The organism is Methanosphaera sp. ISO3-F5 (assembly GCF_034480035.2).
Classification (GTDB): domain Archaea; phylum Methanobacteriota; class Methanobacteria; order Methanobacteriales; family Methanobacteriaceae; genus Methanosphaera.
Genome location: NZ_CP118753.2, coordinates 2,182,845 through 2,208,491, shown reverse-complemented (window position 1 = coordinate 2,208,491; position 25,647 = coordinate 2,182,845). Strand labels below are relative to the sequence as shown.

At 29.9% G+C, this 25,647-nt stretch carries 26 protein-coding genes; 16 read left to right on the top strand and 10 right to left on the bottom strand.

Annotation, left to right across the window (positions count from 1 at the left end):
• Positions 1–27: 27 nt before the first annotated feature.
• Together PXD04_RS21455 and PXD04_RS21450 are read right to left on the bottom strand one after the other, a co-directional pair.
• Entirely contained in the window at positions 28–1,671 is a 1,644-nt protein-coding gene (locus tag PXD04_RS21455) for a zinc-ribbon domain-containing protein (protein WP_323736843.1), read from the bottom strand.
• A 321-nt stretch (positions 1,672–1,992) separates the two neighbouring features.
• Complete coding sequence (locus PXD04_RS21450) at positions 1,993–3,360, bottom strand: MATE family efflux transporter (protein WP_323736842.1); 1,368 nt, start codon at positions 3,358–3,360, stop codon at positions 1,993–1,995.
• 348 nt (positions 3,361–3,708) lie between these two features.
• Here PXD04_RS21450 and PXD04_RS21445 point away from each other — a divergent pair, with 348 nt between their 5' ends.
• On the top strand, positions 3,709–3,912 hold the full coding sequence (locus PXD04_RS21445; RefSeq protein ID WP_323737497.1) for a histone family protein: 204 nt from the start codon (positions 3,709–3,711) through the stop codon (positions 3,910–3,912).
• Between the two features lie 560 nt (positions 3,913–4,472).
• The gene (mtaA, locus tag PXD04_RS21440) at positions 4,473–5,495 is read left to right on the top strand and encodes a methylcobamide:CoM methyltransferase MtaA (RefSeq protein WP_323736841.1); all 1,023 of its coding nucleotides are present in this window, start codon (positions 4,473–4,475) and stop codon (positions 5,493–5,495) included.
• A 37-nt stretch (positions 5,496–5,532) separates the two neighbouring features.
• Here mtaA and PXD04_RS21435 read toward each other — a convergent pair whose 3' ends face one another.
• Complete coding sequence (locus PXD04_RS21435; protein WP_323736840.1) at positions 5,533–5,988, bottom strand: hypothetical protein; 456 nt, start codon at positions 5,986–5,988, stop codon at positions 5,533–5,535.
• A 138-nt stretch (positions 5,989–6,126) separates the two neighbouring features.
• On the opposite strand from PXD04_RS21435, the gene PXD04_RS21430 reads away from it, so the two are divergent.
• Together PXD04_RS21430 and PXD04_RS21425 are read left to right on the top strand one after the other, a co-directional pair.
• The gene (locus PXD04_RS21430; protein WP_323736839.1) at positions 6,127–7,428 is read left to right on the top strand and encodes a phenylacetate--CoA ligase; all 1,302 of its coding nucleotides are present in this window, start codon (positions 6,127–6,129) and stop codon (positions 7,426–7,428) included.
• A 23-nt stretch (positions 7,429–7,451) separates the two neighbouring features.
• A complete protein-coding gene (locus tag PXD04_RS21425) occupies positions 7,452–7,892 on the top strand; it encodes an acetolactate synthase (RefSeq protein ID WP_323736838.1) in 441 nt (146 codons plus the stop codon).
• 42 nt (positions 7,893–7,934) lie between these two features.
• Here PXD04_RS21425 and PXD04_RS21420 read toward each other — a convergent pair whose 3' ends face one another.
• A complete protein-coding gene (locus PXD04_RS21420) occupies positions 7,935–8,519 on the bottom strand; it encodes an indolepyruvate oxidoreductase subunit beta (RefSeq protein WP_409988257.1) in 585 nt (194 codons plus the stop codon).
• Positions 8,520–8,525: 6 nt separating this feature from the next.
• The gene (gene iorA / locus PXD04_RS21415) at positions 8,526–10,385 is read right to left on the bottom strand and encodes an indolepyruvate ferredoxin oxidoreductase subunit alpha (RefSeq protein ID WP_323736836.1); all 1,860 of its coding nucleotides are present in this window, start codon (positions 10,383–10,385) and stop codon (positions 8,526–8,528) included.
• Between the two features lie 245 nt (positions 10,386–10,630).
• Between iorA and tfrB the strand changes: the two genes are divergently transcribed.
• Complete coding sequence (gene tfrB / locus PXD04_RS21410) at positions 10,631–12,130, top strand: fumarate reductase (CoM/CoB) subunit TfrB (protein ID WP_323736835.1); 1,500 nt, start codon at positions 10,631–10,633, stop codon at positions 12,128–12,130.
• A gap of 44 nt (positions 12,131–12,174) precedes the next feature.
• Here tfrB and PXD04_RS21405 read toward each other — a convergent pair whose 3' ends face one another.
• Together PXD04_RS21405 and PXD04_RS21400 are read right to left on the bottom strand one after the other, a co-directional pair.
• The gene (locus tag PXD04_RS21405; protein WP_323736834.1) at positions 12,175–12,495 is read right to left on the bottom strand and encodes a YbjQ family protein; all 321 of its coding nucleotides are present in this window, start codon (positions 12,493–12,495) and stop codon (positions 12,175–12,177) included.
• Positions 12,496–12,556: 61 nt separating this feature from the next.
• Positions 12,557–13,063, bottom strand: a complete 507-nt coding sequence (locus tag PXD04_RS21400; RefSeq protein WP_323736833.1) for a hypothetical protein — start codon at positions 13,061–13,063, stop codon at positions 12,557–12,559.
• A gap of 1,355 nt (positions 13,064–14,418) precedes the next feature.
• Between PXD04_RS21400 and PXD04_RS21395 the strand changes: the two genes are divergently transcribed.
• From PXD04_RS21395 to PXD04_RS21370, 6 genes are all read left to right on the top strand, one after another.
• Positions 14,419–15,294 (top strand): DUF3100 domain-containing protein, encoded by an 876-nt coding sequence (locus PXD04_RS21395; RefSeq protein ID WP_323736832.1) that lies wholly within the window; start codon positions 14,419–14,421, stop codon positions 15,292–15,294.
• Positions 15,284–15,751, top strand: a complete 468-nt coding sequence (locus PXD04_RS21390) for a hypothetical protein (protein WP_323736831.1) — start codon at positions 15,284–15,286, stop codon at positions 15,749–15,751. The genes PXD04_RS21395 and PXD04_RS21390 overlap by 11 nt, the downstream gene beginning before the upstream one ends.
• A gap of 234 nt (positions 15,752–15,985) precedes the next feature.
• A complete protein-coding gene (locus PXD04_RS21385) occupies positions 15,986–16,696 on the top strand; it encodes an RNA methyltransferase (protein WP_323736830.1) in 711 nt (236 codons plus the stop codon).
• 3 nt (positions 16,697–16,699) lie between these two features.
• Positions 16,700–17,293 (top strand): dCTP deaminase, encoded by a 594-nt coding sequence (gene dcd, locus PXD04_RS21380; protein WP_323736829.1) that lies wholly within the window; start codon positions 16,700–16,702, stop codon positions 17,291–17,293.
• Entirely contained in the window at positions 17,290–19,032 is a 1,743-nt protein-coding gene (gene glyS / locus PXD04_RS21375) for a glycine--tRNA ligase (protein ID WP_323736828.1), read from the top strand. Before dcd ends, glyS begins: the two co-directional genes overlap by 4 nt.
• A 16-nt stretch (positions 19,033–19,048) precedes the next feature.
• Complete coding sequence (locus tag PXD04_RS21370; RefSeq protein WP_323736827.1) at positions 19,049–19,807, top strand: TatD family hydrolase; 759 nt, start codon at positions 19,049–19,051, stop codon at positions 19,805–19,807.
• Between the two features lie 57 nt (positions 19,808–19,864).
• Here PXD04_RS21370 and PXD04_RS21365 read toward each other — a convergent pair whose 3' ends face one another.
• The 3 genes from PXD04_RS21365 to PXD04_RS21355 form a co-directional block, all read right to left on the bottom strand.
• On the bottom strand, positions 19,865–20,338 hold the full coding sequence (locus tag PXD04_RS21365; RefSeq protein ID WP_323736826.1) for a hypothetical protein: 474 nt from the start codon (positions 20,336–20,338) through the stop codon (positions 19,865–19,867).
• Position 20,339: 1 nt separating this feature from the next.
• Positions 20,340–21,398 carry a DUF1611 domain-containing protein gene (locus PXD04_RS21360; RefSeq protein ID WP_323736825.1) on the bottom strand — a complete coding sequence of 353 codons (1,059 nt, stop codon included), beginning with the start codon at positions 21,396–21,398 and terminating at the stop codon, positions 20,340–20,342.
• 327 nt (positions 21,399–21,725) lie between these two features.
• A complete protein-coding gene (locus tag PXD04_RS21355; protein WP_323736824.1) occupies positions 21,726–22,733 on the bottom strand; it encodes an SIS domain-containing protein in 1,008 nt (335 codons plus the stop codon).
• Positions 22,734–22,990: 257 nt separating this feature from the next.
• On the opposite strand from PXD04_RS21355, the gene sfsA reads away from it, so the two are divergent.
• The 5 genes from sfsA (at position 22,991) to PXD04_RS21330 (ending at position 25,630) form a co-directional block, all read left to right on the top strand.
• The gene (gene sfsA / locus PXD04_RS21350; RefSeq protein WP_323736823.1) at positions 22,991–23,707 is read left to right on the top strand and encodes a DNA/RNA nuclease SfsA; all 717 of its coding nucleotides are present in this window, start codon (positions 22,991–22,993) and stop codon (positions 23,705–23,707) included.
• 79 nt (positions 23,708–23,786) lie between these two features.
• A complete protein-coding gene (locus tag PXD04_RS21345; protein ID WP_323736822.1) occupies positions 23,787–24,047 on the top strand; it encodes a hypothetical protein in 261 nt (86 codons plus the stop codon).
• Between the two features lie 2 nt (positions 24,048–24,049).
• On the top strand, positions 24,050–24,250 hold the full coding sequence (locus PXD04_RS21340; RefSeq protein ID WP_323736821.1) for a TIGR04165 family Cys-rich peptide: 201 nt from the start codon (positions 24,050–24,052) through the stop codon (positions 24,248–24,250).
• Between the two features lie 8 nt (positions 24,251–24,258).
• Complete coding sequence (locus PXD04_RS21335; protein ID WP_323736820.1) at positions 24,259–24,423, top strand: 4Fe-4S binding protein; 165 nt, start codon at positions 24,259–24,261, stop codon at positions 24,421–24,423.
• 19 nt (positions 24,424–24,442) lie between these two features.
• A complete protein-coding gene (locus tag PXD04_RS21330) occupies positions 24,443–25,630 on the top strand; it encodes an NAD(P)/FAD-dependent oxidoreductase (protein ID WP_323736819.1) in 1,188 nt (395 codons plus the stop codon).
• Positions 25,631–25,647: the final 17 nt, after the last annotated feature.

Genomic DNA, 25,647 nt, shown 5'->3' with positions numbered 1-25,647 from the left:
TTACACTTTCAAATTATATTTTTTTTCTTATATTAATCCTAAAACTAGTTTTCTTAGCATTTCACCATCAATATCAACAGAATATGTCCTTCCGTTTATTGTTACTTGTTCGGAGGATTTGACATTTGTGAAATATTCTGGTTTTTGTTTATTGGATCTTTGAATTTGTATCCTATTTTCTTCAGAGGTAATTGCAATAATCTTTTTAATATCTATATTTGTTGTCCTATTAGATCCGAGGAAGATTATTCGCTGGTTTGTTATTAGTAAATCTCCAGTATCTATTAGTTTGATTTCATCATGGGATTCACTTTTTGATGCTGTGCGTCCTGAATGTAATGTAACACCTTTTGTTATTCGTACAGATGTTCCGCCATAACCTCCACTACTTGTTCTAACTGATCTTGGTTCTAGTAATGATACATTTTCTACTTTATATACGGGGTTTTCCTTATTTTTCAGTACTATTGTTGTATCAGTAGGTGGAGGCAACATTGGTTTTCCTGTCATTATACTTTCGGCGAATAATTCCATGTCTTCTTTTTGTTGTTGTTTTTCTTTTTCTTGTTTTTTTACTAGTTGTTCATGAGCTTGAACTGTTAGTTGTCTTTGTTTCTTCTCATCAGGTGATTCGTGGCCGAATAGTCCTTGTAATTCTTGTATTGATAATGGATTTTTTTCATGTTTCCATAGTGGGGAATGAGTTTCTGTAGAATTGTATAATGTGTATTTTTCATTTTTATGTTCTTCTAGTATTAGATTACAATATTTACATACTAGATAATGAGTTACAAATCCTCCTGTTTTGTATTTGTTTAGTTCATGGCTACATGCTGGGCATGGTATGTTTGTTTGTCCTTCAAATTTCCATTTTGTTATTTTGTTTACTTCATCGGTAGTGTAATTTCCGGATAGTATTTCTTTCCACTGTTTGTGGGTGTATCTTTTTAGGTGTAGTTTACTTTTGAATCTTGTGAATTCTGGTTCATCGGTTAGTACTAGATTTTCATTATTGGCTTTGAATGTTATTAAACAATTGTTACATGTGTGGTATGTTCCTCCTGATAGTAATCCTGTTTTTTGTGATATTTGCATGTTGTTTCCACATGATGGGCAGGGTAGTCCTTCTTGTTTTGGTGTTGTTTGTGTTTGATTGTTGTTTGCTGGTTTTTGTTTTTGTGTTTTAAGCACATTAAAGTCTTTTTTTATAGGTTGTGTGTTCTTTTTGTTTTGATTGATTTTTGGTTTATTGTTTGTTGCTGGTCTTATTATGTCAAAGTTTTGATTATTTGATTTTTCTTGATGAACTTCTTCATTATCTTTATTTTCTGGCTGGTGAGGTATTGTTATTTTTAATTCATATACTGGTTTGCCTGTTTCAATTGTATCAATTGTATTTTGTTCAGTTTTTTCTAGATTATTTTGTAGTGAATTTTCTGGTTCATTTTTTTGATTATCTTGAGAAGTTTCTAGATTGTTTATATGATTTTCTGGTGAGGGTATGTTGGAATCGTTATTTATGTTTTTATTGTTATTATTTTCATTATTATTAGGAGAATTTTGTTTGTATAATGATGCTAGTTCATAACCACATTCTATGCAGAATTTTGCGTTTGGTATTGTTTTTGTTCCGCAATTTGGACAAAATTTTATATTGTATTCTGTTGACATGTTCTCTTCCATCTTTTCTCAATTTTTAAAGGAAATGATTTGTTATTAATATTATTTATCAAAAACTTTTTTAATAAACTTTAATTAATTCATTTACTTCTTGTCTGGTAAATTGATTCTTAATGTGTGAGTTTTTTATTAATTGATGGGGAGTATTTTAGAAACATGTGTTAGTTCATGGGAAAAAAATATAGGATGGTTATGATTTACATCATAATAAATTATATGATATATTACTATGTTTTAAAAATAAGAGGGGGTGAGTAATTGTATTAACTTTTTATTATCTTTTGTTGTCATTTAATACTGTTTAAAAGTATATTAGTTATAATAACTTCTTGTTTTGTTTAAGTAATAGTTAAGGTACAAGTATCCTACTATTGATCCTAAAGACATACCTACAACTAATCCGAGATATATTCCTACATCGGCCATTCCTAATACGAATGCAAATAATGCTGCGAATACTATTTCAAGTATAAATGATCTGAGTATTGTGATTAAGAGTGAGTAAGTTCCTTTACCCATTGATTGAAAGATGTTTCCTGCAAGTACTCCTAATGGCATTAGTAATATGAAGAAACATAATATTCTGAGACATTCCACTATTCTTGCTGACATTACTGCAGCATCTGCTGAATAGGAGAATATGAATGATAATGGTTCGGCACATATGAAGAAGAATGCACATATTATTAATGATGAGATTAACCCTAATTTGGTTCCATAATTTAAGGCTATTTTCATATTTTTAAAGTTTTTTGCACCATATGCAGCTCCTCCTACTGTTAATGCTGCCACTCCTATACCTATTAGTGGTGAAATACCTATTGATACGAGCCTCCATGTTGCTGTGTATGCGGCTACTGCTACTGTTCCGGAGAGTATTGTTAGCCAGTAGTTCATGAGTATAGATACGAATGATATTATGAATTGTTCTAGGCTTGCTGGTATTCCCACTACCAGTATGTCTTTGTATATTGTAAAGTTTCGTTTATAATCTTTTAAGTTAATTTTTAGGAAACTGTCCTTTTTTACTAACATCCAGTATATCATTGGTATTAGTGATATTGTTCCAGCTAGTACTGTGGCTAGTGCGGCTCCTGCTACTCCACCATTTAGTACATATATGAATATTGGGTCTAGTATCATGTTTATTATTGCTGTTAGCATTAATGGTCGTGATGCTCTTTTTACTTCTCCTTCTGATCGGAATATTGCTGATATCATTGCTGGTATGAATACTGAGAATGATCCTCCTATAATTATATATCCATATTGTAATGATAGATTGATTACTTGTTCTGCACCCATAAATAGGAGTAATTGTCTTAATATTATCATGATTAGTATTGTGGATATTATTGTTACTATTATACTTAGCATTATGGAATGTATAGCACTGTTTTCTGCATTTTTATGGTCTTTTGCTCCGATGAAACGTGCTATTAAACTATTTGATCCGGCACCAAGTCCGTTTGCAAAACCTACTAATGCAAGAAATAGGGGTGTTACGAACCCTACTGCTGCTAGGGGTCCTGGTCCTAGTCCTGCTACCCATATTCCATCAATAATATTGTTTAACATCATGAATAAGTTACTTATTATAATGGGTATTGCTAATTTGTTTATAGCTTTTTTAGGATGATTTAATATTAAATCTATTTCCTTATTTTCTTTTTGTGACATTTATTCACCAAATTTTTAATATTATAATCATATTTATTTGTTGTTTATTTGTTTAAAATAAGATTATGAGTTATATCTAATTACTTACAATAATAATTTTTAAGATAATATGATTAATGAAAAAAAGTTGTTCTTTTAGTCTTTTTAATTAGTTTGTCATTTATCTTATATTAATTTAACTAATTATTTTTTAATATAACTATTGTGAATACATGTTCCATTCATTCATATTCTAGTTAATGAATAGAAGAATATTTTATAAATAATTAATAATATATGCCCTATTTTTAAGATAAATATATATAAGTCGAAGGATAAAGAAATAAATATAAAAATAAAAGGAGGAAAATTTTCATGGCTGAATTACCAATCGCACCAGTTAAAAGAATCTTAAAAAGTGCTGGAGCAGAAAGAATCAGTGATGCAGCAGCAATTGCACTTGCAGATGCTCTTGAAGATTACGCAGAAGAAGTAGCAATCCAAGCAAACAAACTTGCAAAACACGCAGGAAGAAAAACTGTTACCGCTGATGATGTTAAATTAGCATTATAATTAGTTTTACTAAATAAAAGAGAATGTTACTAATTATTAGTAGCATTTTAAAAACTCTTTTAATTAAATTCTTATTTTTAACTATTTTTTTGGAAATATTTTATATGAACATCCTTGTTCTTTGTGATATGTTAATTTTTATATTAAATATCGATGTAAAGGGACTTATTTTTTTATAAAAAATTAATACATTATTAATAATTCTTTCTAAACTTATGAATATATTTTTTTAAGTTTAAATAGTTTACTTTTATTATATTATTTTTAACGTAGTTATATTTGATTTTAAAGCATTATGAAAAATTATTTAAAATGATTTAATTGTTTGAATTATTAAAATGATTATTTGATTATAATATGTTTTAATTTTCTTTATTTTTTTATTATAGTGAATAAATAGTAATTATTAAATATTTTAATCGTTTAAAAAATATTTTTTATAATATATAATATTCATTCGTATGTCATTTTTTGAAATAAGTAATAATAATTATTCCTTTAAATACTCCGATAAGATATTTTATAATTGTAAGAAAAAAAAAGAAACGAGATGATTGAAAATGGAACTCAACTACAAAAAAAATCTGGAAAATGTTCTTAACGGTAAAGAAGTAGATATCACACCAGTGATAACCGTTACACAATCCGGAATTCTAGATGCAATGAAACTTACCGGTACATCCTGGCCAAAAGCACACGAAGACCCTGAACAAATGGCAACATTAGGTGCATCATTACATGAACTAGCAGGTCTAGAAGATGCTAAAATACCATTCTGTCTTGCAGTAGAAGCAGAATCCATGGGATGTACAGTTGATCTAGGAAGTGGTGGACGAACACCGGAAGTAGTTAAATCACCATTTGATGATCCTAGAGAAATAGAAATCCCTGATAATTTTGAAACTTCTGGAAGAATACCAGTAATATGTGAAGCAGTGGAAATACTACATGAAAGATATGATAACCTACCAGTATGTGTAGGAATAACTGGACCATTCACAGTAGCAGGACATATGATAGGAGTAGAAGAAATATTAAAAATGATAAATCTTGACTACTATGGAGTAGAAGCAGCTGTTGATGTTGCAACAGAAGCAGTTATTGCATACATAAAGGTATTGAATGAAGTTAAACCAGATATCATATGCGTAGCAGATCCTACAAGTAGTGGAGACTTATTAAGTCCACTTGATTTCCAACAGATCTCAAGACCCCCATTAGAAGATATTCAAGAAGCAATGAAATCACAAAATGTATTACATATATGTGGACACACTGGAAATATGTTAAAAGACATGTTATCCAGTGGGTATAATGGAATTAGTATAGAAGAAGCAGTAGATATGAGATATGCTCAGGAAGTAAAAGAAAGTCTTGGAAATAAATGTCAAGTATGTGGAAATATATCTACTAGTAAAACATTATATAGGGGAACACCTGAAGAGGTAAGAACAGAAGTACTTCAAGCACTAGAGAAAGGTGTGGATGTAGTTGCACCAAGTTGTGGTATAGCTGCAGCCAGTCCGTTAAAGAATATTCAAGCAATGGTTAATGCGAGAAATGAATTTTTTGGTATTGAATAATTGTCAATACCAACTTCTTTTTTGAATTATGATGCAACTAGACTTCGAAATATGTTATGTCTTGATTGATATATTTTACATCATGCACATATTGTACGTTTTTAGGATATTTGGTATTGCCTAATGGATGGCTTTCTATTAGTTTGCATTTAATGTTATATGTAATGTATACATCAGTAACTATTTCCATTGGTATTTTCTTAGCATCAGCTTGATTCATTATTACAAAAGAATCATTTGTCATATATACATATTTATCTCCTAAATTAGTCATCCATTGTAGTGTTTGCTCATCATATCCTTTATAATAATCTTTAGTTTTTATTTCCTTTATTAATTCATCAAGTTTTATAGGACCACTCATTGACAATGGTAATAATATTTCATCAGAATTTGTATCTTCAACTTTTAAATCATTATTCATAGCATAAGCTATAGATAAATTACCAACGAGTAGTATTACACTTAATATAATTATGATTTTTTTATCCATAATTTATAGAACCCCAGTGTTTATGTTATACTTATATTATATAGACTACCATCTATATAAATTAATTAAAAAAAAAATTAATTACTAACCTTTAATATATCTATATACAGATAAAACAAAAAAGGAAGTTAACAAATAATGTTTTGGGATGAAAAAATAGAATGCATGTCAAAAGAAGACATGGAAGAACTACAGCTAAAAAGATTACAAGATGTTGTTAAAACAGCATTTAACGAAGTACCATACTATCATAAACGTTACACCGAAGAAGAAGTATACCCCGAAGACATAGAAACACTAGCAGACATAGAAAAACTACCATTCACAACAAAAACAGACCTAAGAGCATCATATCCATTCGGATTATTTGCAGTACCACAAAAAGACATAATTGAAATACACACATCCAGTGGAACAACAGGAAAACCAACAGTATCAGGATACACACGTGAAGACCTAGACATATGGGGAGAAATCATAGCACGTGGATTAACTATGATGGGCGTAGATGAAAACGACATAATCCAAAACACTCACGGATACGGATTATTTACCGGAGGATTTGGTGTACATTACGGTGGTCAAAAAATAGGAGCTACAGTAGTACCTATATCTACAGGTCAAACACTTAGACAAATTGAGTTACTTAAAGATTTTAAAACAACAATGTTAATTTTCACACCATCATACGGTTTACACATAGCAGAAGAATTAAAAAATATGGGAACAGACCCTAAAGACTTAAATCTTAAAGTAATAGGATTTGGATCAGAAAGCTGGACCGATGAAATGAGAAAACAGATAGAAGACAAATTCCAAACACCAGCATACAACATTTATGGACTTACAGAAGTCATGGGCCCAGGAGTAGCAATGGAATGTGAAGTACAAAACGGCTTACACTTAAATGAAGACCATTTCTATCCAGAAATCATCGACCCAAAAACAATGAAACAATTACCAGAAAACACACCTGGAGAATTAGTACTGACAACCCTAACAAGAGTAGGTATGCCCCTTATAAGATTCAGAACAAGAGACATAACAAAAATTCACCATGAAAAATGTGGCTGTGGAAGAACACTGGTAAAAATGGATAAAATAAGCGGAAGAACCGACGATATGCTTAAAATTAAAGGAGTTAGTGTGTTCCCATCACAAATTGAAAAAGCATTACTATCAATTGAAGGTGTAGAACCTCATTACCAGATAATATTAACCAGACCAGGTGTATTAGACCAAATAGAAGTTAAAGTTGAAGCATCACCAGAAATATTCTTTGACAATGTAAAAGAATTAGTAGGAATTAAGGACAAATTGGCTCATGCAATACACGATGAAATAGGTTTAAGAGTAAATGTAACACTAGTAGAACCAAAAACTATTGATCGTGTAGAAAGTGGTAAAGCAGTTAGAGTAATTGATAATAGAAACAAATAAAAAAAAAAGAATAGGGTGAAAATATGGTAGAAGAATATATTGACCAGTTATCAATATTTTTAGAAAATAAAGAGGGAAGATTATTAAATACATTAGACATTATCGAAGAGTTAAATATTAACATCAGAGCATTATCTATTGCTGATACTTCAGAATTTGGTATACTTCGTTTAATCGTAACAGAGCCTTTGAAAGTTAAAGAAAAACTAGAAGAAAAAGATTTCATAGTAAAAATTACAAAAGTTTTAGCAGTATCCATAAGTGATGAACCAGGAGGACTTAATAAAATTTTAAGAATCCTTGATAAAAACGATATTAACTTAGAATATTTATATGCTTTTGTTGAACAAAAAACATATAATGCAATTGTTATCCTAAAATTAGAAAATATGGATGAAGGTTATAAAGTTTTAAAAGAGGAAGGTTCACAATTAATCACTTCAGAAGAGATTTATTCAATATAAACAACCTCTCTTCAACTCCCCAACTTTTTTTTAAAAAATAAATTATAAACAGGAATTGTATCCTGCTTCAAATGCTTTTAAGTTTATTTCAATAGATTTTGGTGGAAGATTATCTTTCATTATAGATATGACATCTTCTTTTTCTAATGGAAAAGTACTTATAGCAGTAGCAGCACCCAACATTGCCATATTCATGGATAATGGATGTCCTGCATCAAGAGCTATTTTATTTGCATCAATAGCATAAACCTTTGCTACTTTTTCTTCTAATTCTTTAATTATAGTATCTACTTCAGGGTAATCAACATCTTGTTGGTTGATTGTTGATGGCAGTACTGGTGAAGTATTAGTTACAATAATTGAATCTTTATTAGATTTATGTAATGCTCTAAGTGCTTCTACAGGTTCAAAAGATAATATGAGGTCTGCGCCACCTTCTTGTATTATAGGACTTTGATCTTCACCTATTTTTAGTTCTGTTGATACAACTCCACCACGTTGACTCATACCATGTATCTCACTCATCACAACATTCATTTCTTTATGAATTGCTGTTTCTCCTATTACGATGGAAGTTTTAATAATTCCCTGTCCACCTATTCCACATATATAAATATTATATACCATACTCATCTACTCCTCTTTATGAATTGCATTAGTTGGACATACTTCTGTACAGACTCCACACTTATTACATACTTGATCTATAGTAATTTTTCCATCAATTTCATTTATGCTTGGACATGCTAAATTGTTTACACAAATGTTACAATGTACACATTTATCTTGATCAACTTTTATTTTATATTTTCTTTCACGTATTGCTTGTTTGTTTATTAAGTTACATGGATATTTTGCTATAATTACTGATACTCCATCGTAAGCTAATGCTTCTTTGTAAATGTTTATCATTTCTTTAACATTTAATGGATTAACTTTCTTTACAAAGTTTATTCCTATGGATTTTACCAGTGCTTCTATAGATATTTCTGGTGCTTCATCACCCATTCCATCTATTGGTATTCCAGGGTTTGTTTGTCCACCTGTCATTGCTGTGATCCTATTGTCTAAAATGACTAGTGTAAATTTTGTTTTGTTATGTACTGCATTAATAAGTGGTGGTATTCCTGCATGGAAGAATGTTGAATCGCCTATGAAACTAATTATTGGTTGATCCTTGGTTGATTTACTGAATCCACAACTTGTTCCAACACTTGCTCCCATTGACATGAGATAGTTTGCCATTTTATATGGTGGTGCTATTCCTAGTGTGTAACAGCCTATGTCGGATGGATGTATACTTTCTAGGTCAAGGTTTAAACTGTTTATTGCTTCTCTTGCTGCATAATATGATGCTCTGTGTGGACAGCCGGAACATAATGTTGCTGGTCTTGAAGGTAGTGCTATTTCGGATAATTGATTTGGTTCTTTACGTTTATCATCGAAGGATGATAATTTTTGTAATGCTTCAAATATAATGTCAGGAGTGTATTCGAATATTTCTGGTAAAGTATTGTCTCGTTTTCCATGTATTTTTACATTTATGTTATATTTTCCTGCTATTGCTAATGTTTCAATCTCATTAAGTGGATCTACTTCTTCTACGACTAGTACTTCTCTGTTGTCTTCGAGGAATTTACGAACTAATTCTTCTGGGTAAGGGTGTGTGAATCCTAGTTTTAATATGTTGACTTTGAGATTGTTTTGTCTTACTACATCTGCAACATAATTATATGCTCCACCAGATGCTATTATACCTATTTCTGCGCCATTATCTATTATTTTATTTAATGGGCTTTTATTTGAGACTTCTCTTATGTCACTTATTTTTTCTACAAGGTTTTTATGCATTACTCGTGCTGCTTCTGGTACTGGTACGTGTAATCCATTATCCTTATATTCACCGTATGTTTTTGTGTTTTTAGCATAACTGCCTGTTTCTACTATACCTCTCATATGAGATACTCTTGTTGTTGTTCTGAGGATTACTGGTATGTTGAATTTGTCTGAGATATCATAAGCATAGTGTATGAAGTCTTTTATTTCCTGTGGATTTGATGGTTCAAATAATGGTATGTTTGCTTGTCTTGCAAAGTGTCTTGTATCTTGTTCATTTTGTGAGGAGAATGTTGATGGATCATCTGCTACTAATACAAGCATGCTTCCTTCTACTCCAATGTATGCTGAGGTCATGAATGAGTCTGCTGCAACATTTACTCCTACGTGTTTCATGAATGAAAAAGTTCTCAGACCGGTACTTGCTGCGGATGTTGCTACTTCTATTGCTACTTTTTCGTTTGCTGAGAATTCAAAGTATACATTAGCTTCTTTTGCTATTTTAAATAGAATATCACCTATTTCTGATGATGGAGTTCCTGGATATGTTGCTGCTAATGAAACTCCTGATTCTAAGACTCCTCTTACGGCGGCCTCATTTCCTAGCATGAACCGCTTTTCTCCTTCTTTTGAGTCTAATAGTTCATTTATATTCATGTTATTACTCCTTAAAAATAATTAAATATAATAGAAAAATATTATCGTTAGTTTAAATTCGTGAAGAATTTTTTTTTATTGATTAGTAATATTTATATGTTACAAAATATAAGCTATTATGGATATATATAATACAGATAAAATGAAAATATTAAAATAGGATAAAATAAGAAAAAGTTATAAATTTTCTTTATATATAATTTAACCACCTTTTCTTATAGAAATAATAATATTGGAAGATTAATATGATTACAATTAATGTTAAAAGATATGATCCAGTTAAAAAGGAAAGTTACATGGAATCTTATGAAATTGAAGAAATAGATAAGATGAAAGTATTGGATGCTCTCGAAGAAATTAATAAGAAGTATGATGCCAACATAGCATATCGGTATTCTTGTAGGGCAGGACAATGTGGATCATGTGCAATACAAGTTAATGGAAAATCTAAACTTGCATGTAAAGCAGAAATTAATGATAATGATATTTTAGAACCATTAAACCTTCCAGTAATTAAAGACTTAATAGTGGATAGAACTGAATTGAATAATGAAGTGAAAAGTTTAAACATGTATATGACTTCTGAAGATTGTGACATTCCTAGAACAAAACCAGAACTTATCAAACCACAAGATTATGAAGCATGTGACCAATTAAGAGGTTGTATAGATTGTTATTCATGTATATCAGCATGTCCGGTTATTAAGAAAACAGGGTCATATGTAGGACCATACTTTATGCGAGGATTTTCTAACATAGAATTTGATCCTAGAGAGGATGAATCATTATCCGAAAGAGCAATAGAATCAGGTATTTATTATTGTACATCATGTGGAGAATGTTCCAATACCTGTCCTAGAGAAATTAACATTTATGGTAAAGCAATAGAAAAGTTAAGAGAAAGAATATTTGAAGAAAACGAAGGACCATTACCAGAACATAAATTCATACATGAGTCAGTATTAACTACCGGCAAATCAGTACAACCAAAAGAAGATAGTGATTATCCTGAAGGTTTTATTAAAAAATATAACAAAATGCATGGCAGTACTAAAAATGGGAAAATTGCATTTTTCACTGGCTGTATGATTGATAATAGGCTTCCTTGGATTGCAGAATACCTTATTAATGTACTTGAAAAACTTGGATATGAAGTTGATGTACCAGAAGAACAGGTATGCTGTGGTTCACCTTTACTAAGAACTGGGCAAACAGATATTGTGCAGGAATTAGTTGATAAGAACTATGAAATATTCAAGGATTATGATACAGTTTTAACTGTGTGTGCTGGTTGTGGGGCAACACTAAAAAATAATTATCCGGAATATGGAGTAAAACTTAATGTCCTGAATATAAGTGAATTCCTTGATGGAAAACTTAATCCTGAAGATATGAATGATGTTAATCTGAAAGTCACTTACCATGACCCTTGTCACCTTGCAAGAAGCCAAGGAATAACAGAAGAACCTAGAAATATTCTTAATAATATTAAAGGAGTAGAATTTATTGAAATGGATAGACCTGATCAATGTTGTGGTGCTGGTGGTGGAGTAAAAAGTGGATTACCGGAAATTGCCGAAGCATTGGCAGATGAAAAAGTAGATATGATAGACAAGTTAAACGTTGATCATGTTGTAACCATATGTCCATTCTGTGAATTCAATATTAACGATTCTCTACAAAAGAAAAATTCAAAAACAAGTGTGATAAACATATTAGAATTGCTTAATAAAGCATATGAATAAGATTAGAATTATAATTAATCTTAATTCATTTCTAATTCTTTTTTTTAGTATAATACTGCGGTACCATTGACACTGACTAGTATGGTGTTTCCCATAGTACCTCCGAGGTTACTGTATTTTATACGAACATTTAGTATAGCATTGGCGCCTAGAGATTTTGCTTTTTCTTGCATACTGTTTAATGCGATTTCACGAGCTTTTTGTAGTTCACTTTCATAATTGGAAGTTCTTCCACCAACTACATCACGAACTCCTGAGAATATATCCTTGTATACGTTAGCTCCGATTAATCCTTCACCATTTACTATTCCTATGTATTTTTTTACAGTTTTTCCCTCAATTTCAGGTGTTGTAACCATCATCATTATTAATCACCTCTAATTTTAGAAAAAAAATTGTTTTAAAGAAAAAAATATAATTCTTTAATTAATGAGTTTTTGGTTTAAAACAATCAAAAATACCTGAGATTATTAGCCAAATTCCTACTATTATACCTAAATGAATAGGATTTCCAGTGAATATTCCAAAAATTATGTATAATATTCCTAAAATTACTGTTGATATACCTAAATAAGTGAAATAAAAGTAATCTTGTCCAATATATGCATAGAATAATCCGGAAATAATCATTAATAATCCTACGAAATATGTTATGAAGCTAACAAAGCTAGCTACAAATTGTGGATTAAATATTAATGATAAACTAAAGAATATTGCAACAAATGCTAGTACAATATCCACAATACCTACAATCTGATTTACACCAATTATTGATAAACCGAATAATAATAAGGAAATAGCTATCATAAAGAAAGCAAAACCAGAAATCATCCCACTAGTCATTGGGGAAAATACTGGGAATAAACATGCTATAATACCTAATAGTATGATGATTATTGCATTAGGATTTATGTTAAATTCTGGCATCATCATATTAACCTCCTTACCTTGTTAATTATTAGTTTGTGTTACAATGAATATAATATTTACAGTTAATTATAAATAGATTTAAGAGTTAAATTAAGTGAAACACATAATAGTTCCAAATAAACAGATGTACATTCATCAAAAGATAAAAATCAAATAACACTATCAACCTATACCAGATAAGACTCAATATAAAAAGAATTATTGACACAATAACGGTAGAAATGATGAAAAAAGTAAAACGGTAACTTTTAAAAATATTATTTATTTGTTTTCTGTAAGATGTTATTATATTATTTTATGTAATTTTGAATTATTCAATTGTAATAAACTTGTATTGAAGTGTTAAAGTAAGATATTTGTATATTTAACTTGTTATATCATGTTTTTGATGTTTTTTAGTCATAGTGTGTGGTATATCTTGTATTTTTCTTTGAAATATTTGTTTGAATATGTCAATAAATATTAATTACATCTAGATTACTTTATTATTATAATAGTTTTTAATTATGGGATTTGTTATGTTATTCAAAGTTTATTTTTGATATAGTGTTATAAGTATATTCTCGTATTTTTTTTAATTTATTTTATTAATTTATTGTATTTACTTCAATTATTATTGTTTAAGATGGTTTTGATATTAAACAATATTCATTTTTGATTATTGTTGATTTTTGTGCTTTTTTAATGAATTTTTGTTCGTATTTTAAGAACTTTTTCCTTTTTTAATTCACAGTTTTGGAACATATATTCAGTTTTTGAACACTTTTTGTGAATTATAATATTTAGTCTTATCACATAGTAGGAACATATATAAATACTTTATTTAATAAAAAAACACTTTTCAATAAGTATTGAAGGAATTTAAATGAAAATATATTTTTATTTTAAAAATAATAGATTTAAAATAACTTTTTTATTTATATATAAAAAAATAGAAAAATACCTTAAAAACTTCAAAAAGAACATGAATTAATTAAAATTATGAAATAATAATTATAACAAGCATTTTTCAGAATTAATAAAAAATTACTCAATATAATCCCATATAAAAAGTTCATAATAATAATCATCCCAATAAATAATACACTATTATATTTTTGTAAATAAAAACATAGAAAAACATAAAAATAAAAATCAAAGCTAAAAATTTAATTAAACAATTTATATAAAAAATTCAATTATTAAAACATTTTAATAAATAATTTTAAAATTTATTCATAGAATGTTTATATAGTAGATGCATAAGAACTAATAATTAAATAGTAAAAATATAGGGGAATTTATTATCTTCACACAGGTTATAATTAATGAATTCCTCTATTAAAATTAACGTAAATAATAGTTAGGACGATTTAAATATGCCAGTAAAAAATAAATATAATTCCGAAATGGATGATTTAAGCGAGGCGTGTAAAGATTATAAATTACATTTAACTGTTTTATTTTGTATAGTAATTGCAGAATATATAGGAGTAATTACCCTAGATTTAGCAGGTATTTCAATAGTATTAATGCCATTATTACATTCATTGGTTTTAGCCATAGCATTCTACATAGCTAAACCCATAACATGGATTTCAGAAGATCAATCAGATAAATCAACAGCAGTAATGATGCTGCTCATAGGACCCCTTTTAGCAAAACTAGCAATAGCCAGTGGACAAAACATTGGTATAATATTTAATGCAGGTCCTGCAATTTTACTACAAGAAGTAGGAAATTTAGGAACCATATTCGCAGCAATGCCTGTTGCATTACTTCTAGGATTTAAACGAGAAGCAATAGGTATGACCAGTTCAATTTGTCGTGAACCACAAATGGCTGTTGTAATTGATAAATTTGGTTTTGCATCTCCAGAAACAAAAGGTTTTTTCACAGTATTTCTAATAGGAACCGTGTTAGGAACCCCATTCATAAGTTTACTAACAAGTGTTCTAGCACATTTAATTCCATTACATCCATTCGCTTATGGTATGGCATGTGGTATAGGCAGTGCCAGTATGAACGCAGCTGCAGTAGCATCACTGTCAACCATATACCCACAATATGCAGTACAAATGGAAGCATTTAGTGGAATGGCAAACCTAATTGCAATGGTAACTGGAATGTATGTGTATATTTTTGTAGCATTACCATTAACAGAACGTTTGTATAACATATTAGAACCAATAACTGCCAAAATAACTGATAAAAAAATAAATGCAAAAAGGGAAAGTATCGAAAATGAAGTTTAATTTATCAATAAACACAGTTCTAGAATGGATTGGAATATTATTAATATTCTCTGTTATGACCAGCATAGGAAATTATGTTGGTTTTAAATATCCACTTCAAGAAGCATTGATAGGAATGTTTATCCTATGCGGAATATCAATCATAGGATTAATAATAGAGAAAATTCTACCATGGGACATCCCATCCATTTTATATATAAGTATTATTGGTTTGATAATTGCTTTACCTTGGTCACCAATATCTTCTACAGTAATATATTATACATCAAAAGTAGACCTTATTTCTATAACCGCTATTCTCTTAGCTTATGCTGGTATAGCAATGGGAAAAGATTTAAGAGAATTCAAAAAAGTAGGAATGAAAGGTATTATAGTTACTTGTTTAGTAATTTTTGGAACCTATTTTGCATCAGCAATTATAGCACAAATAGTTTTAACACATACAGGAATGATTTAAAAATATAATATTTTAAATCCAACCCCATAAATTCTTTTTTTAATAAAAATATAAACTTTAAACAAACAATAACATATCCCCACCAAATAAATTATAAATAAACTCATTCTATGTTAACTAAAAATTAATCATCCACTTTAAACCAAGATTATATTCATATTACCAAAGACTTCACACACCATATTAATTAATTATTTTAGAGTCTAATAACAAAAATAAATATAGTGATTAATCTTGAAAATTTATACCGTATTTGTTGAAGCAAAAACTCCAGGTAATATTGGTTTTCTTGCAAGAACTATGAAAAATTTTGGATTAAAGAAGCTTGTTTTAATAAAACCCTGCAAACTAGAAAATAGTGCATACTATCAAGCAGTACATGCCCGAGAATTAGTTCAAGATGCACTAATATATGATTCAATTGAAGAATTCATAGAGGATCAAAAAATAACCACACTCGTTGGTACTACCGGTACTGCCGGAGGTAGTTATAACATCCCAAGAATAGCAATTACCCCCGATGAATTAGCAAATAATATTGGCACTGGAGGCAATGTTGCTCTTGTTTTTGGAAGAGAAGGAGAAGGATTAAGTAATGAAGAACTAGAATTATGTGATGTTCTTGTTACAATACCAACCAGTGACGAATATCCTATCATGAATATAAGTCATGCTGCAGCAATAGTTTTTTATGAAATATTCAAACACAAAAAAGATTATCCTATAGATGAAATGGACATTGCGGATTATGAAGATAAAAAAGTTATCACAAAATTATGTGATGAAATTATTTCTAAACTAGATTATCCTAGTCATAAAAGAAAAAACATAAAAATTATTACAAAACGAATTATTGGACGTGCATTTATTACAGGTAGAGAAACAAATACTTTACGTGGAACATTGAAACGAATAAATAATAAAATTGACTCAAAAGAGGAATAAACTATGGCAATACTTAGTGATGTTGATATAAAAAAATATCTAGATGAAAATAAAATAGAAATATATCCAATCAAAGATGAAAAACAAATCCAACCTTCCTCAGTAGATTTAAGATTAGGTGATGAATTTAAAGGATTTAAAATAATAACAAAACCATACATTGACCCATATGATAATACTGACCTTGAATCATACATGGATTCATTTAAAGTAAAAGAAGGCGAACCATTCATCATACATCCAGGAGAATTCACATTAGCAACCACCTATGAAACAGTGAAACTTCCTGCAGACATTGTAGCAAGAGTAGAAGGCAGATCTTCAATGGGAAGACTTGGTGTGACCATGCACGTTACAGCAGGTTACATTGATCCAGGATTTGAAGGAAAAATTACGCTAGAAATATCCAATATTGGAAAAATGCCCGTTGCATTATATCCAGGTCAACGAGTATGCCAGATAGTGTTTGAAACTATGACAACACCTTCAGCTAAGCCATACGGTCATGAAGATAGAGATAGTAAATATATGGGACAAACTGGTCCACAGGTAAGTAAAATTAAACAAGACTTTGATATTAAGGAGGAAAAAAATTGAGTAACGAAAAAGTTATGAGCATACTAAAAAAACGAGGAATATTATACCCTTCATTTGAAATTTATTCAGGTGTAGCAGGATTCTATGATTATGGACCATTAGGAGGATTATTAAAAAATAATATTATGAATCTTTGGAGACAATACTATGTGTTCCAAGAAGGATTCTATGAAATAGAAGCACCAACAGTAATGCCAAGAAACACCCTAAAGGCATCAGGACACGTGGATAACTTCACAGATCCTATGACACAATGTACTGAATGTAACGAAGTTTACCGTGCAGATCATATTATAGAAGCAGCAATAAATAAAGAAGTTGAAGGATTACCTGATGAAAAACTCACAGAAATTATTGAAGAAAACAACATAATATGTCCTGATTGTGAAGGAAAACTAGGTGCTGTGACAAGTTATAACCTCATGTTTAAAACACAAATAGGGGCCAGTGGAAAACAAGTAGGATTTATGAGACCAGAAACAGCACAAGGAATATTCATAGCATTTAAGAGAATAAGCAGATTCTACAAAGATAAATTACCATTTGGTATAGTTCAACTAGGAAAATCATATCGTAACGAATTATCACCAAGACAAGGAGTAATCCGTCTAAGAGAATTCACACAAGCAGAAGCAGAAATATTTGTAGATCCATCAGATAAAAGTCATAAAAATTATGAAAACATCACAGATATTGAACTTAAACTATATAGCCAAAAAGAACAAATAAATGAAGATGAACCAATTATCATCACAGTAAATGATGCAATAAAAGAAGGTATTGTTTCAAGTCAAATGCTCATATACCAGATAGTTCTTGCAAATAATTTCCTTAGTGATATTGGAATTCCACAAGAAGCAATACGTTTCAGACAACATTTACCAGATGAAATGGCACATTATGCTATAGACTGTTGGGATGCTGAAGTAAAAACTGACCAGTATGGTTGGGTAGAAATTATTGGTATAGCTGATAGAACAGACTTCGATCTTAAAAGTCATATTGCACACAGTAAAGAAGATTTATCAGTATTTAAGGAATATGATGAACCGGTAACAGTAACCGTGACAAAACCATCATTCAATATGAAAAAATTTGGTCCAACATTTAAGGGAGATTCACCAAAAGCAAAAGAATTCCTTGAAAATGCTGATGTAAATGAGATTAAAGAAGCTTTTGAAACAAGTGGAACATACTCCTTTAAAATTGGAGACAATACCTATGAGATAGATGACTCCTTTGTAACATTTGAAACCAAAGAAGAACAAATTAAGGGAGATAGATTTGTTCCCCACGTTATTGAACCATCATATGGAATTGACAGAATAATTTATTCTACACTTTTACACTCATATACTGAAGATAAAAGTGAAGAGGGTGAAACAAGAGAGTACCTGAAATTACCGGCAAAAATTGCTCCAATAAAAGCAGCAGTACTTCCACTAGTCAATAAGGAAGAATTAACAACTATTGCAGAGAATATTGAAATTACCCTAAGAAGTAATGGATTTATTACTAACTATGAGACAAGTGGAACTATTGGTAAAAGATATGCACGAGCAGATGAAATTGGTGTTCCATTTGCAATAACTGTTGATTATGATACTGTTGAAGATAATAGGGTAACCATTAGAAATCGTGACACATTCCAACAAAAAAGAGTGCTTATTAACCAGTTGCCAGTAATTATGAGAGAACTTATTGAAGGTTATAAGAATTTTGAAGATATTGCAGAATAGTTTTTGGTGAAATCTTATGATTGATGCACATTTACATGCTGATTGTAGGCCTTACGAAAATTTTAAAGAAATGAACATGGCAGGTATTGATGCGGTTGTATCTCTTGCACATGACCCTCTTGAGATGAGTCAATCCATTGTCAGTATTGAACATTTAAACCGTATTGTTTACGATGAATCTAAACGAGTTGAACAAGCAAATATTAAATATTATTGTGGTGTTGGTATTCATCCACGTGCAATACCACATGATTACGATGTTGTATTAGATAAATTACCTGAGTATATGAAAGAGGACCATGTTATCGCGGTTGGAGAAATTGGTCTTGAAACTACAAGTGAACTTGAACAGGAAGTATTTATTAAACAATTAAAATTTGCGGATGAAAACAATTATAATGTTATTGTTCATACACCACGTACAAATAAGGCAGAAGTTACTGAAACTACGATTAAATTACTTAAGGAAAATATTAAGCCAGAACTTGTACAATTGGATCATATTGATTTCAGTATTGTTAATATGGCAATTGATACTGGTTTTACTCTTGGCATAACTGTTCAACCACTTAAAATGTCACCTTCTGATACTGTGAAAATGTTAGATGAGTTTGGTTTTGACAAATTTGTATTAGATAGTGATATTAGTTCAGCACCATCAAATCATTTATCAATTGCAGAAACTAAGCATGAATTGATTAAAAATGGTTTTGGTCAAAAAGAGATTGATAAAGTTACTTATAAAAATGTTATTGATTTTCATAATTTAGAATAAATATTCTAATTTATACTATTTTTTTTAAAAGAAGATTAGAGAAGTGAATTAGGGAGTTTATTGTTTTACTAATCTTATATCTTGTGGAGTTACTACAACAACATTCTTAGTTGCTCCAAGTAATACTACATTTGCATTTGTTGCAGATTTGAATGTTTTAAATGTTGAACCTACTTGTTTGAATTCAGATACTCTTCTTTCTTGAATATATTTTAAGTCTATTATTGCAGGAACGCCTGTTTTTGTTACATTATCTAATGCTACTGATAATTCTTTTAAAGATTTGACTTTGATTAAACGTATCATGTCAATACTTGATTTTTCTGGTTCAATCAATACATCATCAGAATCGACAGTAATACTTACATCATCATAGTCATCATCATAAGATTCTTCTATTGAGGATATTACATTATCACTCAAAACTTTTTGACTATCATCATAGTTTGGTTGCATATTATTTTCACCATCATATTCCCTGTCTATTGATTTTTTCACATTTACTGTAAATTCTTTGAAAGTATTTTTCATCTTAGTTGTCCCCCACATATTCTAGAATTGTTTCAATTAATCTTTTTAATCCACCATTTGAGTCTGTGTGTATGTCAACGGTAGGTAGATTAAATTCATTTTCTGTTTCTTCTAATGAGTATTCATTATCATTTCTTCTGTTTATGGATAAAGCTATAACTTTTGTTGGTTCTACAGCTTCTATTGCTGTTAGTTCTGCTTGAATTCCGATTGGTTCTCTGTATGGATGGTTTGGTCTGTGACATAGTACTACTGCATCAGGCATTGCACCAAATAGTATGGATGCGGATAATCCTTTTGGATGTGGATTTCCTGTTTCTGTAAGACTGGATTGGCCTTCAATAAATATTATGTCAGGGTCTTCATTTTCTTCCATATATTTTATTGTTCCCATTACTGCTGCGGGTACGTCCATAACAGATAGACTTCCTGCTCTGAAGTTAATATCTGTTGGTTTTTCAAATCCCATTTCATCTGTTGAGAAGATTATTGCTTTTAATCCCATTTCTTTTGCAATTTCACCGAGTTTTCGTGTTGTTGTTCTTTTTCCACATTCTTGGGATGTTCCTCCAACGAATATTACTGGTTTTTTGTGAACATATGTTATTTTTGGTAGTGTTTCTGTTACTTTTTCTGGAGCTATTCCCATTATTTTCTCTACATTATCTAATCTGGAGCTAATCTGTTTTATTTGTACTCCTTTTTGGTTGGCAAATTTTAGTATTGCAGGGTTTTCTTCTAATGGTAGTGATCTGAATGATGTTACTACATTTTGTCCCAGGTCTATTGCTTGTACTGCATATTTTAATGCTGCTCCTTCTGCACCTATTGGTAACATTATTGCAACGGATTTGGAATTTGTTTCTTCTACTAATGTTTTTAAGTTTGATCCTACTATATGTCCTAGAAATTCTTTTCCTTGTTTATCTTTGGAATCATCGAGAAATCCCGCTGTTTCTACTCCTGTGAAGTTAGAAAATTTTTCTCCTCCTCCACCAGCTCCTATTATTATAAATGGACTTAGTTGTTCTAAGTCTTCACTTGATTTTATTGAATTCAAAAAAATCACTTCTCCAATAAATTATGTTAAATAATAATTCTCATTATTTTAGTTATATATAGTTCTATAAATGATATAATTTAAATTTAATGAAAAAATAGGTTGTATTTATTTATTTAATAATATGCTTTTTTTATCAGATAATTATTTTTTTCTTGAATAGTGTGTGAAATTATTATTTTTTTCTTTATTGGATGATGTTTATTTTTTTATATTATTTTTAAGGAGTTTTTATTTATTTTTTTAGAAAAAGCAGTTTTTTAATTATTATATGAAATAAAAGAGTATTAGAAAAAAATAGTATTAAAATAGGAAGTTATATTATGATTAATATCGAACTTTACCTATATGTCTTGTGCTTCCAGGATCTTCCCCATTATATATTGATAAATGATAAATAAACCATTCGAGAGGAACTATTAATGCAAATGGTGTTAATAATGAATCTATATCAGCATAATTTGTTACATCAAAGATTATATTGTTCACACCTAAATCTTTACAGAAGTTTATGGCTCTTAGTGTTACTTTATCATATTCCTCACCGGATTTTAGGAATACGACTGTTACTCCTTTTTCTACACGTTCTATTAATCCATGTCTAAATTCTCCTGCATAAACTGGACATGCATGTTTAAGTGATCCTTCCATGAACATAGTCATTGCAAGTTTGTAAGCTAAACCAAAGTTAACTCCTCCACCCATACAGTAGAATAAGTCAACATCCTTGTTTTGTTCAGCTAACTTTTTATTTTCTTCTTCTGTTGATTTTAGCAATGATTCTACTAAATCTGGAATATCATATAATTGTTTTAATACTTTTTGTGCTCTTTCAGATTCTACCATGTTAAAGAATATTGCATATAATGCGAATAGTTGTGTTATATATGTTTTTGTTCCGAGTATAGCATGTTCTTCTTCACATAATGTTATAACACTTCCGTCTGCTTCTTTTGCCATTGAACTTTCAGGCATGTTTGTGATTGATACTGTTATAATACCATGTTCTTTTGCTTTACGCAGTGCTGATAGAGTATCTGATGTTTCTCCGGATTGTGAAGTAACTATCATTCCCATGTTACATCCTTTATCTAGATATTGGTGTTCTACAAATTCGAAACCTGTTTGAACATCTATGTCTATGTTAGATATTGATTTGATAGCATCTTTTATTGTATAACAAGTTGATATAGAACTTCCACAACCTATTAAGAATATTTTATCTAAATCACTGAATTTTTTAGCTATTGCTTCAAGATGATCTTTTTCTGAATCGATGGTTCTTCTTAAAGAAATAGGTTGATCCATTATTTCTTGATACATTTCATATTGCATTGTGTTCACCCTAAAAATAATTGAAATCAAATTTTCATATTATTTTAGTTTATTAATTAGAGATGTATTATCAATAATTATTAATTATATATTTTGTAAGTATACTTATATAATATTTTCTTATGAAAATTATTTGAGAAACAAAAGTTTAAATTATTTCTAAAATAAGAATAACATAATGTTACATCAATATTTAAAATATTAAGAAAAAATTATTCTAGTATAGTTAAATGATTGGATAACAAGAATGTGATAATGTGATAATTGAAGATTTGATTTTAGGAAAATATATTTCAAGACCTAATCGTTTTACCGTAACTTTTAAAAATGAGGAGAATAACATTGAAATTGCACATTTACATGATCCGGGCAGACTTAAAGAGTTATTAATAGAGGATACTCCTATTTTATTAAGATTTGTCCCAACATATAATAAAACTGGTAGAAAAACCAAGTATGATGTTATAGGAATATATTATGATGATGAATGGTTATTATTAAACAGTAGTTTTCATAATAAGTTAGTTCAAGAATTAGTTGATAATAAGGAAATACCCCAATTGAAAGATTTTCATATTGAAAAACCAGAATATACTTATGGTAAAAGCAGACTTGATTTTCTTTTAAAAAATGATAATAATGATGAACTGTTCTTAGAGGTTAAGGGATGTACACTAGTAATTGATGGGGAAGCCAGATTTCCTGATGCACCAACCAGTAGGGGTAAAAAGCATGTTGAAGAATTAATTAAAATTAAGAGGGATGGAAAACTTAGTTGTATTATAATATTAATCTTACAGAACAAGGCAGAATTTTTCACACCAAATTATGATACAGACCCTGACTTTAGTTTAGCATTAGAAGAAGCATATAATAGTGGCGTCCAAATTTTACCAACACATATTATCACAAGATTTGAAGACAATACATTGAAGTTATATTATAGTCAAATATTACCATTATATTTCAGATGAAATGCAAATAATCATATAAAAAGAAAAGCATATATTATTATATTATAAAATAAATGAATTAATTTATAACATGATATGAATGTCAGACAGAATACTTGATGGTTATAATTTATACAAAAATGATGCAGTGATTGTAGAACATTATGAACCAAGTCATATTATATTCAAAGTTAAAAATAAAGATGATTACTATGTTGTTTCAATGATTTATGGTTATTGGAACTGTGATTGTCCTGACTATGCATATAGGAATCAACGAGAACCAGGAAGTTTTTATTGTAAACATTTACAAGCAGCCCAATTTAAACTTCATGACATATTAAATAATAAGGGGAATTAATTATGAAAATAGAAGAGTTATTAAAACCTTGTCCAGAATGTGGATCAAAAGATAAAACTCAACATAGAGATTTTGAAAAAGAATTTCTTGCATATGGACACAACGGTGAACTAAAATGTACCAATTGTGGCCACATTTTTATTACAAGAGATGAAGCAATAGATATTAGAAGAGCTGAAGAATCTAAAAATGACGAAGAATAGGTGATTTTATGATTATAAAAGAATATTGTATGTACTGTGGAGCTTGTGCAGGTGTATGTGTATCTGATGCTATAGATGTACAAGAACTTAAAATAGTAGTTGATGATGAAAAATGTACTAAATGTGGTTTATGTGTAAAAGCATGCCCAGTAGCAGCATTATCATTAGAATAAAAAAAGATATTAAGGTGATATGATGGAATATAAAACTGATATTTTAGTAGTGGGAGCAGGACCTTCCGGATCATTAGCTGCTAGAGAAGCTAGTAAAAATGGTGCTGATGTAATACTAATTGACTTAAAATCAGAGATAGGTTCACCAAAAAGATGTGCTGAAGGAGTATCCAAACAAGGATTAATAGACCTTGGAATTCAACCAGACCCAAGATGGATTGCAAGAAAATCAAATGGAGTGAGATTAGTATCACCAGACCAGACAAGTGTATGGTTAAGTGAAGATACAATAGAATTACCAGAATCTGGATACATACTGGAAAGAAAAGTATTCGATAAACACATGGCTATGGATGCAGCACGTGCAGGTGCAAAAATAATGATTAAAACACGTGCCACAGGTCTTAAAAGAGTAGATGATGGAATTGTTGTAACTGCTGAACATATGGGTGAAGAAATAGAAATATTTGCACATATAGTTATAGCTGCTGACGGACCAGGTTCACGTATAGGCAGATGGGCAGGTCTTGACTGTAATACTAAATTTGATAACATGGAATCATGTGTACAATATGAAATGGCCGGGCTTGAAATGGAAAACAATAATGTTATCCAGTTATACTTTGGAAGTGTAGCACCAGGAGGATATACCTGGATTTTCCCTAAAGGAGAAGATATTGCAAATGTAGGAATTGGTGTTTTAAAAACTCATACTGATAAAACTGCAATTGAACATTTAGATGAATTTATTAAAAATTGTCCGGAAACACAGCACGCACAGCCTGTTGAAATAAATGTTGGTGGAGACCCTGTTGGTGGAGTAATCAAAGAACGTTATGGTGACAACATATTAGTTGTTGGAGATGCTGCAGGATTTGTAAACCCATTAACTGGTGGTGGAATAAACAGTGCATTAGAATCAGGAGCATATGCAGGTATTGTTGCAGCTCAAGCAATTTCTGACAAAGATTACAGTAAAAAGAATCTTAAAGAATATGAAAAACTTACTGATGAACACATTGGTAAAAATTATAATAAATATAAAAAAGCTAAAGAATATTTATTATCCCTTAGTGATGAAGAATTAGATAAAATAGCTCATGAATTCGTTAAAGTTGATATTGACGAGATTAGTCCTAAAACTTTAATTAAAATGCTTATAAAAGTTTCACCTAAAGCATTACTAAAATTAGGTAAACTCTTCTAATAATCACCCCCATTTTT

What these genes read in the sequence shown, in the direction of transcription:
- PXD04_RS21455 (WP_323736843.1), bottom strand. Translation starts at nt 1,671, where the DNA reads ATGTCAACAGAATACAATATAAAATTTTGTCCAAATTGCGGAACAAAA.
- PXD04_RS21450 (WP_323736842.1), bottom strand. Translation starts at nt 3,360, where the DNA reads ATGTCACAAAAAGAAAATAAGGAAATAGATTTAATATTAAATCATCCT.
- mtaA (WP_323736841.1), top strand. Translation starts at nt 4,473, where the DNA reads ATGGAACTCAACTACAAAAAAAATCTGGAAAATGTTCTTAACGGTAAA.
- PXD04_RS21435 (WP_323736840.1), bottom strand. Translation starts at nt 5,988, where the DNA reads ATGGATAAAAAAATCATAATTATATTAAGTGTAATACTACTCGTTGGT.
- PXD04_RS21430 (WP_323736839.1), top strand. Translation starts at nt 6,127, where the DNA reads ATGTTTTGGGATGAAAAAATAGAATGCATGTCAAAAGAAGACATGGAA.
- PXD04_RS21425 (WP_323736838.1), top strand. Translation starts at nt 7,452, where the DNA reads ATGGTAGAAGAATATATTGACCAGTTATCAATATTTTTAGAAAATAAA.
- PXD04_RS21420 (WP_409988257.1), bottom strand. Translation starts at nt 8,519, where the DNA reads ATGGTATATAATATTTATATATGTGGAATAGGTGGACAGGGAATTATT.
- iorA (WP_323736836.1), bottom strand. Translation starts at nt 10,385, where the DNA reads ATGAATATAAATGAACTATTAGACTCAAAAGAAGGAGAAAAGCGGTTC.
- tfrB (WP_323736835.1), top strand. Translation starts at nt 10,631, where the DNA reads ATGATTACAATTAATGTTAAAAGATATGATCCAGTTAAAAAGGAAAGT.
- PXD04_RS21405 (WP_323736834.1), bottom strand. Translation starts at nt 12,495, where the DNA reads ATGATGATGGTTACAACACCTGAAATTGAGGGAAAAACTGTAAAAAAA.
- PXD04_RS21400 (WP_323736833.1), bottom strand. Translation starts at nt 13,063, where the DNA reads ATGATGATGCCAGAATTTAACATAAATCCTAATGCAATAATCATCATA.
- PXD04_RS21395 (WP_323736832.1), top strand. Translation starts at nt 14,419, where the DNA reads ATGCCAGTAAAAAATAAATATAATTCCGAAATGGATGATTTAAGCGAG.
- PXD04_RS21390 (WP_323736831.1), top strand. Translation starts at nt 15,284, where the DNA reads ATGAAGTTTAATTTATCAATAAACACAGTTCTAGAATGGATTGGAATA.
- dcd (WP_323736829.1), top strand. Translation starts at nt 16,700, where the DNA reads ATGGCAATACTTAGTGATGTTGATATAAAAAAATATCTAGATGAAAAT.
- PXD04_RS21370 (WP_323736827.1), top strand. Translation starts at nt 19,049, where the DNA reads ATGATTGATGCACATTTACATGCTGATTGTAGGCCTTACGAAAATTTT.
- PXD04_RS21365 (WP_323736826.1), bottom strand. Translation starts at nt 20,338, where the DNA reads ATGAAAAATACTTTCAAAGAATTTACAGTAAATGTGAAAAAATCAATA.
- PXD04_RS21355 (WP_323736824.1), bottom strand. Translation starts at nt 22,733, where the DNA reads ATGCAATATGAAATGTATCAAGAAATAATGGATCAACCTATTTCTTTA.
- PXD04_RS21345 (WP_323736822.1), top strand. Translation starts at nt 23,787, where the DNA reads ATGTCAGACAGAATACTTGATGGTTATAATTTATACAAAAATGATGCA.
- PXD04_RS21340 (WP_323736821.1), top strand. Translation starts at nt 24,050, where the DNA reads ATGAAAATAGAAGAGTTATTAAAACCTTGTCCAGAATGTGGATCAAAA.
- PXD04_RS21335 (WP_323736820.1), top strand. Translation starts at nt 24,259, where the DNA reads ATGATTATAAAAGAATATTGTATGTACTGTGGAGCTTGTGCAGGTGTA.
- PXD04_RS21330 (WP_323736819.1), top strand. Translation starts at nt 24,443, where the DNA reads ATGATGGAATATAAAACTGATATTTTAGTAGTGGGAGCAGGACCTTCC.